This is a genomic window from Streptomyces sp. NBC_01428 (genome assembly GCF_036231965.1).
Taxonomy (GTDB): Bacteria; Actinomycetota; Actinomycetes; order Streptomycetales; family Streptomycetaceae; genus Streptomyces.
On record NZ_CP109499.1, the window covers coordinates 7,832,551 to 7,849,874 of the forward strand.

Annotated in this window: 16 protein-coding genes; 8 read left to right on the top strand and 8 right to left on the bottom strand. The window is 71.5% G+C overall.

The window, feature by feature from the left end; genetic code table 11:
- Positions 1-25: 25 nt before the first annotated feature.
- Positions 26-625 carry a class I SAM-dependent methyltransferase gene (locus tag OG406_RS34100; protein WP_329189472.1) on the bottom strand — a complete coding sequence of 200 codons (600 nt, stop codon included), beginning with the start codon at positions 623-625 and terminating at the stop codon, positions 26-28.
- A gap of 152 nt (positions 626-777) precedes the next feature.
- Between OG406_RS34100 and OG406_RS34105 the strand changes: the two genes are divergently transcribed.
- Genes OG406_RS34105 through OG406_RS34125 form a run of 5 tightly spaced genes read left to right on the top strand, consistent with a single transcriptional unit; the run spans position 778 to position 5,659 of the window.
- Positions 778-1,551 (top strand): MHYT domain-containing protein, encoded by a 774-nt coding sequence (locus tag OG406_RS34105; protein ID WP_329189474.1) that lies wholly within the window; start codon positions 778-780, stop codon positions 1,549-1,551.
- Between the two features lie 60 nt (positions 1,552-1,611).
- Positions 1,612-4,134 (top strand): sensor histidine kinase, encoded by a 2,523-nt coding sequence (locus tag OG406_RS34110; protein WP_329189476.1) that lies wholly within the window; start codon positions 1,612-1,614, stop codon positions 4,132-4,134.
- A complete protein-coding gene (locus OG406_RS34115; protein WP_164374527.1) occupies positions 4,131-4,568 on the top strand; it encodes a roadblock/LC7 domain-containing protein in 438 nt (145 codons plus the stop codon). Before OG406_RS34110 ends, OG406_RS34115 begins: the two co-directional genes overlap by 4 nt.
- Positions 4,569-4,584: 16 nt before the next feature.
- Positions 4,585-4,998: a DUF742 domain-containing protein gene (locus OG406_RS34120; RefSeq protein ID WP_164374526.1), complete on the top strand. Its 414-nt coding sequence runs from the start codon at positions 4,585-4,587 to the stop codon at positions 4,996-4,998.
- A gap of 55 nt (positions 4,999-5,053) precedes the next feature.
- Positions 5,054-5,659: a GTP-binding protein gene (locus tag OG406_RS34125; RefSeq protein WP_081222999.1), complete on the top strand. Its 606-nt coding sequence runs from the start codon at positions 5,054-5,056 to the stop codon at positions 5,657-5,659.
- Between the two features lie 34 nt (positions 5,660-5,693).
- On the opposite strand, the gene OG406_RS34130 is transcribed toward OG406_RS34125, so the two are convergent.
- Positions 5,694-6,122: a PPOX class F420-dependent oxidoreductase gene (locus OG406_RS34130; RefSeq protein WP_081222998.1), complete on the bottom strand. Its 429-nt coding sequence runs from the start codon at positions 6,120-6,122 to the stop codon at positions 5,694-5,696.
- A 95-nt stretch (positions 6,123-6,217) separates the two neighbouring features.
- Here OG406_RS34130 and OG406_RS34135 point away from each other — a divergent pair, with 95 nt between their 5' ends.
- Both OG406_RS34135 and OG406_RS34140 read left to right on the top strand, forming a co-directional pair.
- Positions 6,218-6,631, top strand: a complete 414-nt coding sequence (locus tag OG406_RS34135) for a roadblock/LC7 domain-containing protein (protein ID WP_081222997.1) — start codon at positions 6,218-6,220, stop codon at positions 6,629-6,631.
- A 127-nt stretch (positions 6,632-6,758) separates the two neighbouring features.
- Positions 6,759-7,700: a DUF6397 family protein gene (locus OG406_RS34140; protein WP_329189482.1), complete on the top strand. Its 942-nt coding sequence runs from the start codon at positions 6,759-6,761 to the stop codon at positions 7,698-7,700.
- Here the strand turns inward: OG406_RS34140 and OG406_RS34145 are convergent.
- Both OG406_RS34145 and OG406_RS34150 read right to left on the bottom strand, forming a co-directional pair.
- Complete coding sequence (locus tag OG406_RS34145; protein WP_329189483.1) at positions 7,687-8,553, bottom strand: acyl-CoA thioesterase; 867 nt, start codon at positions 8,551-8,553, stop codon at positions 7,687-7,689. The two genes, OG406_RS34140 and OG406_RS34145, sit on opposite strands and share 14 nt — an antisense overlap.
- A gap of 19 nt (positions 8,554-8,572) precedes the next feature.
- Complete coding sequence (locus tag OG406_RS34150; protein WP_164374523.1) at positions 8,573-11,086, bottom strand: DEAD/DEAH box helicase; 2,514 nt, start codon at positions 11,084-11,086, stop codon at positions 8,573-8,575.
- Between the two features lie 145 nt (positions 11,087-11,231).
- On the opposite strand from OG406_RS34150, the gene OG406_RS34155 reads away from it, so the two are divergent.
- Complete coding sequence (locus OG406_RS34155) at positions 11,232-12,026, top strand: metal-dependent hydrolase (protein ID WP_164374522.1); 795 nt, start codon at positions 11,232-11,234, stop codon at positions 12,024-12,026.
- Positions 12,027-12,055: 29 nt separating this feature from the next.
- On the opposite strand, the gene OG406_RS34160 is transcribed toward OG406_RS34155, so the two are convergent.
- The 4 genes from OG406_RS34160 to OG406_RS34175 all read right to left on the bottom strand — a co-directional run bounded on the left by OG406_RS34160 (position 12,056) and on the right by OG406_RS34175 (position 17,091).
- A complete protein-coding gene (locus tag OG406_RS34160; RefSeq protein ID WP_081222992.1) occupies positions 12,056-12,331 on the bottom strand; it encodes a type B 50S ribosomal protein L31 in 276 nt (91 codons plus the stop codon).
- A gap of 39 nt (positions 12,332-12,370) precedes the next feature.
- Positions 12,371-12,841 (bottom strand): DUF5709 domain-containing protein, encoded by a 471-nt coding sequence (locus tag OG406_RS34165; RefSeq protein WP_164374521.1) that lies wholly within the window; start codon positions 12,839-12,841, stop codon positions 12,371-12,373.
- Between the two features lie 537 nt (positions 12,842-13,378).
- Positions 13,379-15,226, bottom strand: a complete 1,848-nt coding sequence (locus tag OG406_RS34170) for an ABC transporter ATP-binding protein (protein WP_329189488.1) — start codon at positions 15,224-15,226, stop codon at positions 13,379-13,381.
- A complete protein-coding gene (locus tag OG406_RS34175; RefSeq protein ID WP_329189490.1) occupies positions 15,223-17,091 on the bottom strand; it encodes an ABC transporter ATP-binding protein in 1,869 nt (622 codons plus the stop codon). The genes OG406_RS34170 and OG406_RS34175 overlap by 4 nt, the downstream gene beginning before the upstream one ends.
- Positions 17,092-17,324 lie beyond the last annotated feature (233 nt).

The window sequence follows — 17,324 nt, forward strand, 5'->3', positions numbered from 1 at the left end:
GCCGGCTGCGGATCCAGAGCGCCGCTCAGCCCCTGCGCACGGCGAGCGCCAGGAAGCGGGCGTCCTCGTCGGCGTACGAGGTCATGTCCCAGCCCGAATCGGCGAGCAGGGGGCCAAGGTTGGACTCCGCACGCAGGTCCTCCGGGGTGAGCTGCCGAACCTGGCGCGCCGCGAGGGCTGCCCGCCCGATCGGATGGAACAGCGCCAGCCTGCCGCCGGGTCGCACCACGCGCGCCAACTCCCTCAGATTCTCGGCAGGGTTCGGCAGGTGAGCCACGAGACCGGCCGCGAACACCGCGTCCAGTGACTCCGAACGCAGCGGCAGGGCGGCGACATCGGTCAGCAGCAGGCGTCCGTCGCGGTCGCGTCCGGCCCGCACGGCGGCCTCCAGCATGGCCCAGGTCAGATCGGCCCCGACAACCACGCCGGAGGCGCCCACGACGGCCTTCAGCGGCGGCAGCGCGCGTCCGGTTCCGCAGCCCGCGTCGAGCACCCGGTCACCCGGGCGCAGCCCCATGTCGGACACCGCCGCCTCGTACGCGGGGCCGTCGTCGGGGAACCGCGTGTCCCAGTCGGCCGCGCGGGCGCCGAAGAACTCCTGGACGTGTGTGTGGTCGTCGCTCATGTGCCGCATGATCCCTCACCGACACGAAGGACGACGCGGTGCACACGTTCGAACTCGACGCGATCGCTGAGGCGCACGCCTTCGCCATATTGCAGCAGCTTTCGAAATGCGCCCCCTTTGTGTCCCTGCGCGCCGACTAGCGTCCCTGGGCCATGGGACACCTGGACCACGCCGCCTTCGGCTGGCTGACCCCCGTGCTGTCGTACGTGATGGCCTCCATCGGCGCCGCCCTCGGCCTGCGCTGCGCGGTCCGCGCGCTCGGATCCACCGGCTCGTCGCGCCGCAACTGGCTCCTCGCCGCCGCATCCGCGATCGGCAGCGGCATCTGGACGATGCACTTCGTGGCGATGCTCGGCTTCGGCGTCACCGGCACGGAGATCCGCTACAACGTGCCGTTGACCGTCCTGAGCCTGCTCGTCGCGATGGCGTTCGTGAGCGCCGGACTCTTCGCCGTCGGCTACGGACGCGACCGGCGCCGTGCGTTCGTCATCGGCGGGCTCACCACCGGGCTCGGCGTCGCGAGCATGCACTACCTCGGTATGGCGGCCCTGCGCCTCCACGGCCAGGTGCACTACGACCCCGCAATCGTCGGACTCTCCGTCGTACTGGCGGTCCTGGCGGCGACCGCCGCCCTGTGGGCGGCGCTCTCCACCAGGTCGCCCGTCGCGGTCACCGTCGCCTCCCTCGTCATGGGCGGAGCGGTGAGCAGCATGCACTACACCGGGATGACGGCGGTGAGCGTGAGCGTCCACCCTGCCGCGGGCACCCTGCCCGGGGCCACGGCGATGCAGTTCATCTTCCCCCTCGCCGTCGGCCTCGGGTCCTACCTCTTCCTCACCGCGGCATTCGTCGCGCTCTCCCCGATGTCCGAACGCCCCGAGGCGTCCGCGTCGATCCGGCGACGGGTCGAGAGCATCGCCCGCTGACGGTGGGCCCGGCAGCATCCGGCCGTGAAGGGCCGCCCCGACTCTCCGATCGAGGAGGCCATGCGTACATCCCGCAGATCCACCACAGCCGGTGCCCAGCCGCCACCACGGGCCCGCGGCCGCCGGGCCCACGCGGGCCCGCCGGCGGACGAGCGCCCCGAGTTCGACGTGTCCGCCGCCGACGCTGTGGCGCCGACCCGCCTTCCCCTTGAGGGATGGCACCTTCGGCCCCGCACCGTGCGGGCCAAAGTCGTCAGCCTGTTGATGGTGCCGGTCGTCTCGCTGCTCGCGTTGTGGGCGTTCGCCACAGTCGGCACCGCTCAGGACGTCGCACGGCTGCGTCAACTGCAACGCGTGGACACCACCGTGCGCGCTCCCGTCGACGCCGCTGTCGCCGCGCTCCAGGCGGAACGTGCGGCCGCGGTCGGCTACGCGACCGACCCCGCCGCGGCGCGGTCGACCGAGTTCAGGAACCTCTCCCGGCAGACCGACCGCGCCGTCGGGAAACTCCGCCTCGGCGACGACCACACCGTCGCCGACGGCGCCGACCTCCCCGCGGCGGCCACCCAACGGCTCGACGCCTTCGTCACCGACGCGGGGAGTCTGACCTCGCTCCGCACGTCCGTACTGGACCGGCGCACCGGCTGGGACGAGGCGTACGACCGCTACACGAAGGCCATTGCGACCGCCTTCGGGGTCGAGGGCGCGCTTTCCGGCGTCGACGAAGCGGGAATGAGTTCCGACGCGCGCGTGCTGCTCGAGTTCGCCCGGGCCGGTGAAGCCCTCGCCCAGGAGGACGCCGTCCTCGGCGGGGCCCGGCTCGCCGGAACCCTCGACGGTGAGCGGCTCCGCCTCTTCACGGGCGCGGTCGACACACGCCGCGCTCTGACGGATGCCGCCATGGTGGATCTACGAGGACCCGAACGCGGGGCTTGGACGGACCTGGCCCGGGGGGCCGCCTACCTGGACGTGAGCACGGTCGAGGACAAGGTGCTGGCCGCCCGCCCGGGCACCAAGGCCGTCGAGGCAGCGCCGGAATCGGCCTGGGACATCGCGCACGCACGGGTGCAGGACGGTATGCGGACGATCGCGACCGAAGCGGCCGTCGCGGACCGGGCGGACCCGTTCGGGCGGGCACTGTTCACGCCCGCGGGCGCGGCGGTCCTCTTCGGACTCGCCGCGGGGATCGCCTCCCTGATCATCTCCGTGCGCATCGGCCGCGACCTCGTCGTCGAACTGGTCAGCCTCCGCGACAGCGCCCTGGACATCGCGCGCAGGAAACTTCCCGAGGCCATGCGCCGGCTCCGGGCCGGTGAAGCGGTCGACGTGCGTGCCGAAGCGCCCCTCGGAAAGCCCTCGGACGACGAGACGGGCCAGGTCGCGGAAGCGCTCAACACCGTGCACCGAGCCGCTCTGCACGCCGCCGTCGAACGCGCGGAACTGGCCGGCGGGATCTCCGGAGTCTTCGTCAACCTCGCCCGGCGCAGCCAGGTACTCGTGCACCGTCAGCTGAACCTCCTGGACACCATGGAGCGCAGGTCGGACGACCCCGACGAGCTGAGCGACCTGTTCCGCCTCGACCACCTCACCACCAGGATGAGACGTCACGCGGAGAGCCTGATCATCCTCTCCGGAGCCGCACCCGGCCGCGCCTGGCGGATGCCGGTCTCGCTGACCGACGTGGTCCGGGCGGCCGTCTCGGAAGTCGAGGACTACGCGCGCGTGGAGGTGCGCCAGCTTCCCGACGCTGCCGTGATCGGGACCGCGGTCGCCGACCTGACCCACCTCCTCGCGGAGGTCGTGGAGAACGCCGCCCAGTTCTCGCCGCCCCACACTCGCGTCCGGATCACCGGCGAACCCGTCGGCAACGGCTACGTGATCGAGGTCGAGGACCGGGGCCTCGGCATGGGCAAGGAGACACTCGCCCAGGCCAATCACCGCATCGAGCAGTCCGAGGCGCTCGATCTGTTCGACAGCGACCGGCTCGGCCTCTTCGTGGTCAGCAGACTCTCCGCCCGGCACAACATCAAGGTGCAGCTGCGGACCTCGCCCTACGGAGGCACCACCGCGGTGGTTCTGCTGCCCACCACCCTCCTGGACGGCGGCCCGAGGGAACGATCGACCGCCCAAGCCGAAACCGGCAGGCCGGTGGAAAGGGAGTACGCGCGCGTGGCGTCCGTCCCGGAGCAGGACGCCGTCCGAACAGCCGGCGAACGCCCCGCACTGGTACCGCCGGTGGCAGCGGCGCCCCAAGGCCCCGTGACCGGCTCACGCGAGACCCCACCGCCCAAGGTCGCGACACTCCGCCTGCACCGCCCGGCCGACGAGACCGAGACCTCCGAGGAACTCCCACGGCGGGTACGCCAGGCACACCTGGCACCTCAACTGCGCGGACAGCGCGCTTCGGAGACGGCCGAGCCACCGCCGTCCGCGACGGACGACGAACGCACACCCGAACGCGTACGCGCGCGGATGACCGCCTACCGGGACGGCTGGATACGAGGCGGCGGCACGTCACCCGGCGTCCCCGCGCCCCCCGATGCCGCAGCGGGCCGCGACAGCAGCGAAGGAGACTCCGCATGATCCAGGATCCGAGCACGAGACCCACCCAGCCCTCCGGCGAGCTCGACTGGCTGCTGGACGACATGGTGCTGCGTGCGGCCGACGTGCGACACGCCGTGGTGCTGTCGAACGACGGCCTGGCGGTGGGCGCGTCCACCGGTCTGCGGCGCGAGGACGCCGAACACCTCGCCGCCGTCGCCTCCGGATTCCACAGCCTGGCGAAGGGAGCGGGGCGCCACTTCGGGGTCGGCGGGGTGCGCCAGACGATGGTGGAGATGGACGACGGCTTCCTCTTCGTTGCCGCGGCGGGAGACGGGTCGTGCCTCGCCGTCCTGACCGCGGTCACCGCGGACATCGGCCTCGTGGCCTACGAGATGGCACTCCTGGTCAAGCGGGTCGGCGAGCACCTCCGCACGCCCGCGCGCGCCGCCGCACAGCCGCCCGTCGCGGGCTGACCGAGGACGGCAGCAGATGACCGACGACACGCCGAGCGCCCCGACACAGCCCGAGAGCCAGTGGTACGACCAGGAGGCGGGGCCTCTCGTCCGTCCCTACGCGATGACGGGCGGCCGCACCCAGTCGGGCCCCACCGGGGTGCACTTCGATCTGATCGCCCTGGTCTCGCTCGACGAGGGCGCCCCCGGGGCCGACGACGACACCTCCTTGGGACCGGAACACCGGACCCTGATCGAACTGTGCCGTACCGAAACCCAGTCCGTCGCCGAACTGGCCGCCGACGCCGATCTTCCGCTGGGCGTGGTCAGGGTGCTGCTGGGAGACCTGCTGGACCGCGGCTGCGTCACCGTCAGCCGCCCCGTACCGCCCGCACAACTACCCGACGAGCGCATCCTCCGCGAGGTGATCGAGGGACTGAGGGCGCTCTAGATGACCCAGAGGTACCGACGTCGACGGTGGTCGACACTCCCGAGAGAAGTGATCGATGGTCTCCGAGAACTCCGACGCCTCGGGTGGCGACACCTCCGCCCTGGCGTTGAAGATACTGGTCGCCGGCGGATTCGGCGTGGGAAAGACCACCCTGGTGGGCGCCGTCAGCGAGATCCGGCCGCTGCGAACCGAGGAACTGCTGAGCGAGGCCGGCCAGTCGGTGGACGACACCGGCGGAGTGGACCAGAAGGTCACCACCACCGTCGCCATGGACTTCGGGCGCATCACCATCAGGTCGGGCCTCTCGCTCTACCTGTTCGGGACGCCGGGCCAGGACCGCTTCTGGTTCCTGTGGGACGAGTTGTCGACGGGCGCCCTGGGCGCGGTCGTCCTCGCGGACACCCGACGGCTGGAGGACTGCTTCCCGGCAGTCGACTACTTCGAGCACCGGCACATCCCGTTCGTGGTGGCCGTCAACTGCTTCGCCGACGCACGCGCATACGGCGCTCAGGACGTCTCTCGCGCCCTCGACCTCGACCGGGGCACGCCGGTCGTGCTCTGCGACGCCCGCGATCGCGACTCCGGCAAGGAGGTGCTGATCCGGCTCGTCGAGTATGCCGGGCGGGTCCACACCGCCCGGCTCCTCGACTCGGTCGGCTGAGGCCGGCCGCTCCTGTTGTCCGGGTCGTGACCGCTCAGTCGGCCACGGCGGCGAAGGCCAGGACCTTCTCGATCCGCAGGCGGACGAGCAGTTCACCGGGTACGCCGTTGCGCCTGCCGAACTCCTCGGCGCGGTCCTCGCCCATGTAGCGGCCGCCGATCCGGGCGGCCCAGTGCCGCAGATCGTCGACATCCTCCGACAACACGGCCCGGCCCTCCAGCACCACGAAGGCGAAGGGCGGCCGGTCGTCGTCCACGCACAGGGCGACCCGGCCGTCCCGCGCCAGGTTCTTTCCCTTCACGCTGTCCTTCGCGGTGTTGAACACCAGGTCCTCGCCGTCCAGCACGAACCAGATCGGTGCCACGTGCGGACTGCCGTCGGCCCGGACGGTGGACAACTTCCCCGTGCGGGTTCCCTGCGAGACGAACGCTCGCCACTGCTCGTCGGTCATCTTCTCTGCCATGCCGCCCATCCTCCTTGCCCGGAGGGCGGCAGTGGGGAAGGCTTGCTGGGCGAATCCTCCGGTCGGGGGGAAACGACACACGGGGAGACCGGATCATGGCACAGAACACGGGACTTGGCTGGCTGCTGGACGACCTCACCCAGCGGGTCGAGCACGTCCGGCACGCCCTCGTGCTCTCGAACGACGGGCTGGTGACCGGCGCGAGTACGGGGCTGCGACGCGAGGACGCCGAACACCTCGCCGCCGTCTCGTCGGGACTGCACAGCCTCGCCAAGGGCTCCGGACGCCACTTCGGCGCCGGGCACGTACGGCAGACGATGGTCGAGTTCGACGACGCCGTGCTCTTCGTCACCGCGGCCGGCGCGGGCAGCTGTCTGTGCGTCCTCAGCGGTGCCGAGGCGGACATCGGCCAGGTCGCGTACGAGATGACGTTGCTGGTGAACCGGGTCGGCGAGCACCTCGGCGTGGACGCGCGACTGCCGGGCAGCAGGCCCGCCACAGACCTCTGACCTGCTGCTACGTCGTCGCGGTCAGAGTTTTCCACAGGCTCGACGCGATGTCCGTCCGGCCGGATACGGTTTTTTCCGAGGCGAGCGCACACGGCGCGAGCATCCGACTCCACGGGGGAGAACCGTCATGACCGCCGGCAGCACCATCACCCAGTCCGCCACCACGTCGCTCGGCCGCGCCGCGCGAGAACTGGAGCTCAGGCGCGGAGAGTTCGACCTGGCCGTGCACCTCGGCTGCGTGCGTACCCTCCCCGACGAGGGAGGTGGGGGACGCAGGGTCGCCCGCGCCGAGATCGACCGCCTGCGTTCCGAGGCCGGATTCCCCGAGACCCTGCACGAGCGGGTGAAGGCGGTCGGCACCACGGAGGGCGCCGCGCTCATGGGTATGACGACCACCCGGTTCACCCGCCTCGCACGCCTGGGCCTCGTGGTGCCCGTCAAGTTCTATCTGAACCGATACAGGGCGATCGTCTGGCTGTATCTCGCCGAAGAATTGCGGCAGTTCGCCGCCGACGAGAAGCACGCCCCGTTGATGAAGGGCCGGACGCCCGAAGGACTCCGCGGTCAGCTCGAAGAAGGCGTCGATCTCCGGCCCCGCAACTGGCGCGGACGCCACCTGGGTTTCCAGCTCCGGCAGTCCGAGGACCCCTGGGCTCGTGCCGCCGTCGTGGCGTCGTTGCTCGACCCCGCTGCGGTCGCCGAGGTCGCACGGGACCCCCACGAGCGTGCCTACCTCAACCGTCTCCGGCCCGACCGGGCTTCCAGCGCGGCTCCGGACTCGCCCTCGGCACTGATCGCCGAGCGCATCATGACGGCGGACGATCCCGACGAGATCGGGTGGCTCCGGGCCGACCTGCGCCAGACCCTCTCCGAGGCACGGGAGGACCGGCCCGCGCCCCGGCCCAGCGTGTCCTCGGTCCCGCCGATGCCGGCCACTCCCCGGAACCGGCCACCGGCACCCGCCCGTACGACCGACGCCACCGACGCGCCGGACGTCGCCCGCTCGCGGAGGCTCCTCGGGTGGCTGCGCCGCAGGAACGCGGACGCGGACCTGCCTACAGCGCCCTGAACAGGCCTTCCTGTACGACCGAGACGAGCAGGTGCCCCTCCTGGTCGTAGATGCGGCCGCGGGCCAGCCCGCGTCCGCCCGTCGCGATGGGGGACTCCTGGTCGTAGAGGAACCACTCGTCCGCACGGAACGGCCGGTGGAACCACATGGCGTGATCCAGCGACGCCATGTCGAAGCCACGCGGACCCCACAGCGGTTCCACCGGGATCCGGACGGCGTCCAGGAGCGTCATGTCGCTCGCGTAGGTGAGAGCACAGGTGTGCACGAGCGGGTCGTCGCCCAGCGGGCCGACGGCACGCATCCACACCGCGCTGCGCGGCTCGGCGTCCTTCGTCTCCTCGGGCGTCCAACGCAGCCGGTCCACATAGCGGATGTCGAACGGCTGACGCCGCGCCATGCGCTCCAACGCTTCGGGCAGAGCCCCCAGATGCTCCTTGATCTCCTGCGACACCGTCGGCAGGGACTCGGGGTCCGGGACCTCACGGGCCGGCGGCAGCTGGTGCTCGAAGCTCCCTTCCTCAGGCTTGTGAAAGGAGGCGGTGAGATTGAAGATCGTGCGGCCCTGCTGCACCGCGGTGACCCGGCGCGTGGTGAACGACCGCCCGTCCCGCACCCGTTCGACCTGGTACACGATCGGCACACCCGGTCGGCCCGGGCGCAGGAAGTACGCGTGCAGCGAGTGCACCGGCCGGTCGCCCTCGGTCGTGCGGCCGGCGGCCACCAGCGCCTGGCCCGCCACCTGTCCGCCGAAGACCCGCTGGAGGGACTCCTGCGGGCTCCGGCCCCGGAAGATGTTGACCTCGATCTGCTCCAGGTCGAGCAGGTCGACGAGTCTCTCGGCAGGATTCGTCATCCGTGGTTCTCTCCCGTGCTCACAGCTGGCCGACGTCGGTGACCTTGACGATGGCACGGCCTTCCGCGTCGGAGGCCACCAGGTCGACCTCCGCACTGATGCCCCAGTCGTGATCGCCGTTCGGATCGGCGAAGGTCTGCCGGACACGCCACAGACCGTTCTGCGGCTCCTCGACGATCGACAGCAGCTTCGGGCCGCGAGCGTCGGGACCGGTGCCGAGGTCCTCGTACTCGTCCCAGTACTTGTCCATCGCGTCGCCCCACGCGTCGGCGTCCCAGCCGGCGTCGGCGTCCAGCTCGCCGAGTTCGTGGACGTGGTCGAGCGCCGCCAGTTCCACCCTGCGGAACATCGCGTTGCGGACGAGGACACGGAAAGCGCGGGCGTTCGCCGTGACCGGCTTGACCTGGTCGGCCTTCTCCTGCGCCTCCTCCGCCGTCATCACCTCGGGATTGGCGAGCTGCTCCCACTCGTCGAGAAGGCTGGAGTCGACCTGGCGCACCATCTCGCCCAGCCAGGCGATCAGGTCCTCCAGATCCTCGGACTTCAGGTCGTCCGGGACGGTGTGCTCGAGCGCCTTGTAGGCACTCGCCAGGTAGCGCAGCACGATGCCCTCGGTGCGGGCGAGTTCGTAGAAGGACACGAACTCCGTGAAGGTCATGGCCCGTTCGTACATGTCGCGGATGATGGACTTCGGCGACAGAGGATGGTCACCGACCCACGGGTGGCTCTTGCGGTACACGTTGTACGCGTGGAAGAGCAGCTCCTCCATGGGCTTGGGGTACGACACGTCCTGGAGCCGCTCCATGCGCTCCTCGTACTCCACACCGTCGGCCTTCATCGCGGCCACGGCCTCGCCACGGGCCTTGTTCTGCTGCGCCGCGAGGATCTGTCGCGGATCGTCCAGCGTGGACTCCACGACCGAGACCATGTCGAGGGCGTAGGACGGCGATTCGGGCTCCAGAAGGTCGAACGCGGCGAGCGCGAACGTCGACAGGGGCTGGTTGAGCGCGAAGTCCTGCTGAAGGTCGACGGTGAGGCGCACGATGCGGCCGGTCGGGTCGGGCTCGTCGAGCTTCTCGACGATGCCGCCGTCGAGGAGCGAGCGGTAGATCGCGATCGCCCGCCGGATGTGCCGGAGCTGCTGCTTGCGCGGCTCGTGGTTGTCCTCGAGGAGATGGCGCATCGCGTCGAAGGCGTTGCCGGGCCGTGCGATCACCGACAGCAGCATCGTGTGCGTGACCCGGAAGCGCGAGGTCAGCGGCTCGGGATCGGCGGCGATGAGCTTCTCGAAGGTGCTGTCCGTCCACCCGACGAAGCCCTCGGGAGCCTTCTTGCGCACCACCTTGCGGCGCTTCTTCGGGTCGTCGCCCGCCTTCGCGAGCGACTTCTCGTTCTCGATGACGTGCTCCGGCGCCTGCGCGACGACGTAGCCCGCCGTGTCGAAGCCCGCACGCCCGGCGCGTCCGGCGATCTGGTGGAACTCGCGCGCCCGCAGCGTCCGGACCCGGGTGCCGTCGTACTTCGTGAGCGCGGTGAACAGCACGGTGCGGATGGGGACGTTGACGCCCACCCCGAGCGTGTCCGTGCCACAGATGACCTTCAGAAGACCGGCCTGGGCCAGCTTCTCCACCAGGCGCCGGTACTTGGGCAGCATGCCGGCGTGGTGCACACCGATGCCGTGCCGGACGTAACGCGAGAGGTTCTGGCCGAACTTGGTGGTGAAGCGGAAGTTGCCGATCAGTGCGGCGATCTGGTCCTTCTCCTCACGCGTGCACATGTTGATGCTCATCAGCGCCTGCGCCCGCTCCACGGCCTGCGCCTGAGTGAAGTGCACGATGTAGACCGGGGCCTGCTTCGTGGCGAGCAGCTCGGTGAGCGTCTCCGTCAGCGGAGTGAGGACGTACTCGTAGGAGAGCGGGACCGGCCGGGTCGCGGACCGGACCACCGAGGTGGGACGCCCGGTGCGGCGCGTGAGGTCCTTCTCGAACATCGAGACGTCACCGAGCGTCGCCGACATCAGGATGAACTGCGCCTGGGGGAGTTCCAGGATCGGGATCTGCCAGGCCCAGCCGCGGTCGCCCTCGGCGTAGAAATGGAACTCGTCCATGACGACCTGGCCCACATCGGCCTGCTTGCCGTCCCGCAGCGCGATGGAGGCGAGCACCTCGGCCGTGCAGCAGATGACCGGGGCGTCGGCGTTCACGGACGCGTCACCGGTGAGCATGCCGACGTTCTCGGTGCCGAACATCTTGCACAGCTCGAAGAACTTCTCCGAGACCAGCGCCTTGATGGGCGCGGTGTAGAAGGTGACCTCGTCCCGGGCGAGCGCGGCGAAGTGGGCGCCCGCGGCGATCATGCTCTTGCCCGAGCCGGTGGGCGTGGAGACGATCACATTCGCCCCCGAGACCACCTCGATCAGCGCCTCCTCCTGGTGGGGGTAGAGCGTGAGACCGCGTTCCCCGGCCCACGACTCGAAGGCTTCGTAAAGGGCGTCGGGGTCTGCGGTCTGCGGCAGCTGATCGATGAGGGTCACGCACCCATCTTGCCTGCCGACGCACGCTATGGGGGAATCGGATGCCGGTCCGATGATCACGAACGCTACGCTGTGTCGCCGACGACGCGTCAGCGCGCACGGGCAACTGGGCAGCGGCACAAGAGGAATGGGGCGGGGAACGGCCATGATGGGACCAGCACACTCACTGTCGGGAGCCGCGGCCTGGCTCGGCGTCGGAGCGGCCGCCGCCGCGGCCGGTCACACCATGCCCTGGCCGGTCCTCCTGGTCGGCGCGCTGATCTGCGCCGGTGCCGCGCTCGCCCCGGACCTCGACCACAAGGCGGCCACCATCTCGCGCGCCTTCGGACCCGTATCGAGGGGCCTGTGCGAGATTGTCGACAAGCTGTCGTACGCCGTCTACAAGGGCACCAGGAAGCAGGGCGACCCCCGACGCTCCGGCGGCCACCGCACACTGACGCACACCTGGCTGTGGGCCGTGCTCATAGGCGCCGGCGCCTCAGTGCTGGCGATCACCGGCGGCCGCTGGGCCGTCCTCGCCCTCCTCTTCGTCCACATGGTCCTCGCCATCGAGGGCCTGCTGTGGCGGGCCGCCCGCGGGTCCAGCAGCGACGTGCTGGTCTGGCTCCTCGCCGCGACGAGCGCCTGGATCCTCGCCGGAATTCTGGACAAGCCGGGCAACGGCTCGGACTGGCTGTTCACCTCGCCCGGCCAGGAGTACCTGTGGCTCGGCCTGCCGATCGTCCTCGGCGCGCTCGTTCACGACATCGGGGACGCGCTCACGGTGTCCGGCTGCCCGATCCTGTGGCCCATCCCGGTCGGTCGCAAGCGGTGGTACCCGATCGGGCCGCCCAAGGTGATGCGGTTCCGCGCCGGCAGCTGGGTCGAGCTCAAGGTGCTGATGCCCGCCTTCATGCTGCTGGGCGGCGTGGGCTGCGCGGCCGCGATGAACTTCATCTGAGCCGGACTCCCTCGGGAGGCCGGCACGGCTCAGGCGTTCCCGGCTCCGTCGGAACCCTGTCCGCCGCCTCCGTACCGACGCTCGAACTGGGCGACGCGGCCCTCGGAGTCCACGGTGCGGGCCTTACCCGTGTAGAACGGGTGGCTCTCCGAGGAGATCTCCACGTCCACGACCGGATAGGTCTCCCCGTCGTCCCACTCGATGGTGCGCTCGCTCGTGGCGGTGGACCGGGTGAGGAAGGCGTAGCCGGCGCTGCGGTCGCGGAAGACCACGGCGTGGTAGTCGGGCTGCTTGTCCTGCTGCATGGATGCTCCTTCGGGGCAGTGACCTGGGCCGGGCGTCGGTCAGCCGGACACGGAGTCCTCGTCGACGATGTGCATGGCGGCCTCCTCGGCCGAGGCCGCGGCGCCGTCGATACCGATGTCCGTCGCGATGAGCCCGCTCTCCTCATCCTCGTGCGCCCCCTCGTCCGGTGCCACCAGACGGCCCGAGCGACGGTCGCCGACCTCGTCGTCGAGGGGCTCGCCGTCGGTGTCCTCGCAGTCACCGATGCCGTCGCCGTCCGACGCGGCGACGTCGGGCAGCTCCTCGGCGAGGCGCTCGTCAAGGGTCTCGCCGGCGACGGCCTCCGACGCGGTCACGCCCTGGTGCTCCACCGCCCAGGGCCGCTCGGGCGGGGACCAGCCGCGGTCCAGGGGATCGTCGACGCCGTCGGTGGTGAGAGTGTCCTCCGCGTCGAGCAGCCCCGCGTCGTCCTGTACCTCGGATCCGTCGGGCTGGTAGACCTCGTCTCCCCAACCGTCGGCGCTGTCCACGAGTACCTCCAGGGGGTGCGGACGGGACCGGCGCCGCCGAAACCGACGACGGGCACTCGGGCCACGGGACACGGCTGTCGCCCCACGCGAACCGGGTGGTTCCCGGGGGTCCCCCGAGCGGGTGTCCACATCCAGCCTTCCACCCCCCTTCGGCACCGCGCAACGCCACAGGGGCGGACCTGGGGTGCAACGGGGGCCGTCGACGGGGTCAGCCACAGGTCGCAGCAGGCCTTCGAAGGCAGGTGGGGTCCCGCTCCCGCCCCGAATCGGGACGCCGGGTGCCCGGGCGGCCGACGCCGGGAGGATCGCCCCGGTCCGTGGCGCCCGGGCCGTTCACTTCCGTGCCGCGCGTCCCGTCCGTGCCGCACGCGGGTGAGGCAGGCCCACCCCGGCGTGGCCCGCTCCGCCGGGCCACGACCTGCCGACGCCGGAGCGCCCGCAGCCACCCCGGGGCGGGCCGCTGCCCAACCCCGCGGGCTGCCCGCGCCCGACTCACTCACCCCCGACTGGCCGGCCCCCCACTCGCCAGCCCCCGACTCACCCGTGCCAGGACCGCCACAGGGCCGCGTAGGCGCCGTCGGCGGCGACCAGCTGGTCGTGGCTGCCCAGCTCGCTGATCCGGCCGTTCTCGACGACGGCGATGACATCCGCGTCATGGGCCGTGTGCAGCCGGTGTGCGATCGCGATGACGGTGCGGCCGTCCAGGACCCGGGCCAGGGAACGTTCCAGATGGCGCGCCGCACGAGGGTCCAGCAGCGAGGTCGCCTCGTCCAGGACCAGCGTGTGCGGGTCCGCGAGCACCAGCCGGGCGAGGGCGATCTGCTGGGCCTGCGCGGGTGTGAGCGCGAACCCGCCCGACCCCACCTCGGTGTCCAGGCCGTCGTCCAGCGCCCGGGCCCAGCCGTCGGCGTCCACCGCTCCGAGGGCCGCCCACAAACGGGCCTCGACGGAGGCGTCGACGTCGGCGGAGTCGACAGGAGCGGCCGCGGGCGTGCCCGCGGCCGGACCCTGCCGGGCGCGCGGGACGGCCAGCAGCAGGTTGTCGCGCAGGGAACCCACGAAGACGTGGTGCTCCTGGTTGACGAGGGCCACGTGGGAGCGGACCTCTTCGGCGGGCATCCGGGACAGTTCCGCGCCGCCGAGGGTGATCCGGCCTTCCCGGGGTGCGTAGATCCCGGCGAGCAGCCGGCCCAGCGTGGACTTGCCCGCGCCGGACGGGCCGACGAGCGCGACCCGGGTCCCGGGCGGGACGGCCAGGGTGACGTCACGGAGCACGTCGACGCCGGCCCGGTAGCCGAAGTGGACCCCGTCCGCGTGGACGTCACGCCCGTCCGGTGCCACGCCGGGATCGCTCGCGGCGGGCTCGATGTCCCGGACACCGACGAGACGGGCCAGCGAGACCTGGGCGACCTGCAGCTCGTCGTACCAGCGCAGGACCAGTCCCACCGGGTCGACGAGCATCTGCGCGATGAGCGCGCCCGTCGTCAGCTGGCCCACCCCGATCCAGCCGTGGAGGGCGAAGACCCCGCCGACCATCAGGACCGAGCAGAGCACCGTCACATGGGTGATGTTGACGACGGGGAAGAGCACGGACCGCAGCCAGAGCGTGTACCGCTCCCACGCCGTCCATTCCTTCACGCGGCGGTCCGAGAGGTCGATGCGACGCCTGCCCAGCCGGTGGGACTCGACCGTGCGTCCGGCGTCGACGGTCTCGGCGAGGACGGCGGCGACGGCCGCGTAGCCCGCGGCCTCCGACCGGTAGGCGGCCGGTGCCCGCTTGAAGTACCAGCGGCAGCCCACGACCAGCAGCGGGACGGCGATCAGGACCGCGGGTGCGAGCGCCGGTGCCGTGACGGTGAGTCCGCCGAGCAGCAGTGCCGCCCACACCACACCGATGGCCAGCTGCGGAACGGCCTCCCGCATGGCATTGGCGAGCCGGTCGATGTCGGTGGTGATGCGCGACAGCAGATCGCCCGTCCCGGCGCGTTCCAGTACGCCGGGCGGCAGCCCGACCGACCGTACGAGGAAGTCCTCGCGCAGGTCGGCCAGCATGCGCTCGCCCAGCACGGCACCGCGCAGACGCACCTGCCGCACGAACACGGCCTGGACGACGAGCGCGACGACGAACAGGGCGGCGGTGCGCCCCAGATGGAGGTCACGCGTGTGGTCCGTCACCCGTTCGACGACCGCGCCCAGCAGATAGGGCCCGGCCATCGAGGCCACGACGGCCACGGTGTTGACGCCGACCAGCAGGAGGAACGCCGTGCGGTGACGTCGGAACAGGTCGGTCACGTAGGCGCGTACGGTGGCGGGCGCGCCGACGGGCAGGGTGGTCGCCGTCGTCGGGGCGGCCGGGTCGTACGCCGGGGGCGCCACGCCAATCATGCGGTCTCCTCGATTTCTTCCAGTACGCCGTTCAGCACGGCTTCGTCGTCGGGGGTCACATCGCCCAGGGAGGTCCGTGCGGCGGCCTCGGTGGCGGCCTCCTCCTCCGTCTCCCGCGTCACCACGGCCCGGTACAGCGGCTCGTCGCGCACCAGTCGGCGGTGCGCTCCGACCGCGGCGACCCGGCCCTCGTGGACGAGGACCACCCGGTCCGCGTGGTCGAGGAGCAGCGGCGAGGAGGTGAACACGACCGTCGTCCGCCCGGCCCGCAGGGACCGCAGCCCCTCGGCGATCCGGGCCTCGGTGTGTGAGTCGACCGCGGACGTCGGTTCGTCCAGGACGAGCACCTCCGGGTCGGTGATCAGCGACCGGGCCAGCGCGAGTCGCTGGCGCTGGCCGCCCGACAGGGACCGTCCGCGCTCGGTGATGCGTGCGTCCATCGGGTCCTCGGCATCCAGCGAACCCTGGGTGAGGGCGTCCAGCACGTCACCGCACTGCGCGGCCTCCAGCGCCGAGGCGGCACTGACGAGCCCCGAGGCAGGCACGTCGAGCAGTTCCCGCAGGGAGCCGGACAGCAGCACCGGGTCCTTGTCCTGGACGAGGACGGCGGTGCGTGCGGAGTCGAGGGGCAGCTCGTCCAGCGGCACGTTCCCGAGGAGTACCGAGCCGCCTGACGCGACCCCCTCGACGCCGGCCTCGGCGGTCCGCTCGGACGGATGGCCGCCGAGGCGCTCGGCGAGCAGGCCCGCCACGTCCGGGTCGCCGCACACCACGGCGGTCAGCCGGCCGGCCGGAGCGAGCAGACCGGTCGCCGGGTCGTACAGATCACCGGACGGCGTCTGCGCGGCGCGTGAGCCGTCACTGTCCATGGCGCGGTCGAGGGCCAGGACGCGTGCGGCCCGTTTGGCGGACGGGCGCGAGAACGACCAGGCCATCGCGATCTCCTCGAAGTGCCGCAGAGGATAGGTGAGCAGCATGACGGCGCTGTACACGGTGACGAGTTCACCGACCTCGATCCGTCCGTCGCGGGCCAGCAGCACGCCGCGCCAGACGACGGCGATCATCAGCAGACCCGGCAGCAGTACCTGGATCGCGGCGATCAGGGACCACATGCGGGCGCTGCGTACGGCGGCGTGGCGGACTTCCTGGGAGGCGCGGCGGTAGCGGTCGAGGAAGAGTTCCTCGCCGCCGATGCCGCGCAGGACCCGCAGGCCCGCGACGGTGTCGGAGGCCAGTTCGGTGGCGCGCCCCGCCTTCTCCCGCTGGACGTCGGCCCGTCCGGTGGCGCGGGGCAGGAGGGGCAGCACGGCGAGGGCGAGGACCGGCACGCCGACGGCGACGATGACGCCGAGCGCCGGCTGGTAGACGACCAGGCCGACGCAGACCAGCACCACCGTCAGGGCGGCCGCCGTGAACCGGGACACCGCCTCGACGAACCAGCCGATCTTCTCGACGTCGCCGGTCGACACGGCGACCACCTCGCCCGCCGCGACGCGCCGTGTCAACGCCGAGCCCAGCAGGGCGGTCCTGCGGGCCAGCAGTTGCTGGACGCGCGCGGCCGCGGTGATCCAGTTGGTGACCGCGGTGCGGTGCAGCATGGTCTCGCCGAGGGCGATGCCGGCGCCGCACAGCGCCATGAGCCCACCGGTCAGGGCGAGCCGGGTGCCGGAGCGGTCGATGACCGCCTGGACGGCCATACCCACACAGAACGGCAGGGCGGAGACAGCCACGAAGTGCAGCAGGCCCCACGCCAGCGCCTTGAACTGTCCGCCCAGCTGATTCCGGCCGAGCCACCACAGGAATCGGGGACCCGAGCGGGCGTCCGGCACACCCGGGTCGGGATACGGAAGGTCTTGGATCTGCATGACGTCCCAGTGGCTCGTGTCAGGCGGGCGAGGAGGAGCCGCCGATCTCCGGCAACCCGCCGGTCGTGGAGAGCGGCGCACCCCGGTCGTGGAGACCGGTGGCATTCGGTCGCGGAGACCGGCAACAAACCGTGAAAGGTTCGCGTCGTAACGTGGTGGAAGGCAAACGATTTTCCGGCCGGGAGCATGGATCCGGCCTGATCGGCCGCGACTGGCCGGGGAGCGGGAGAGGA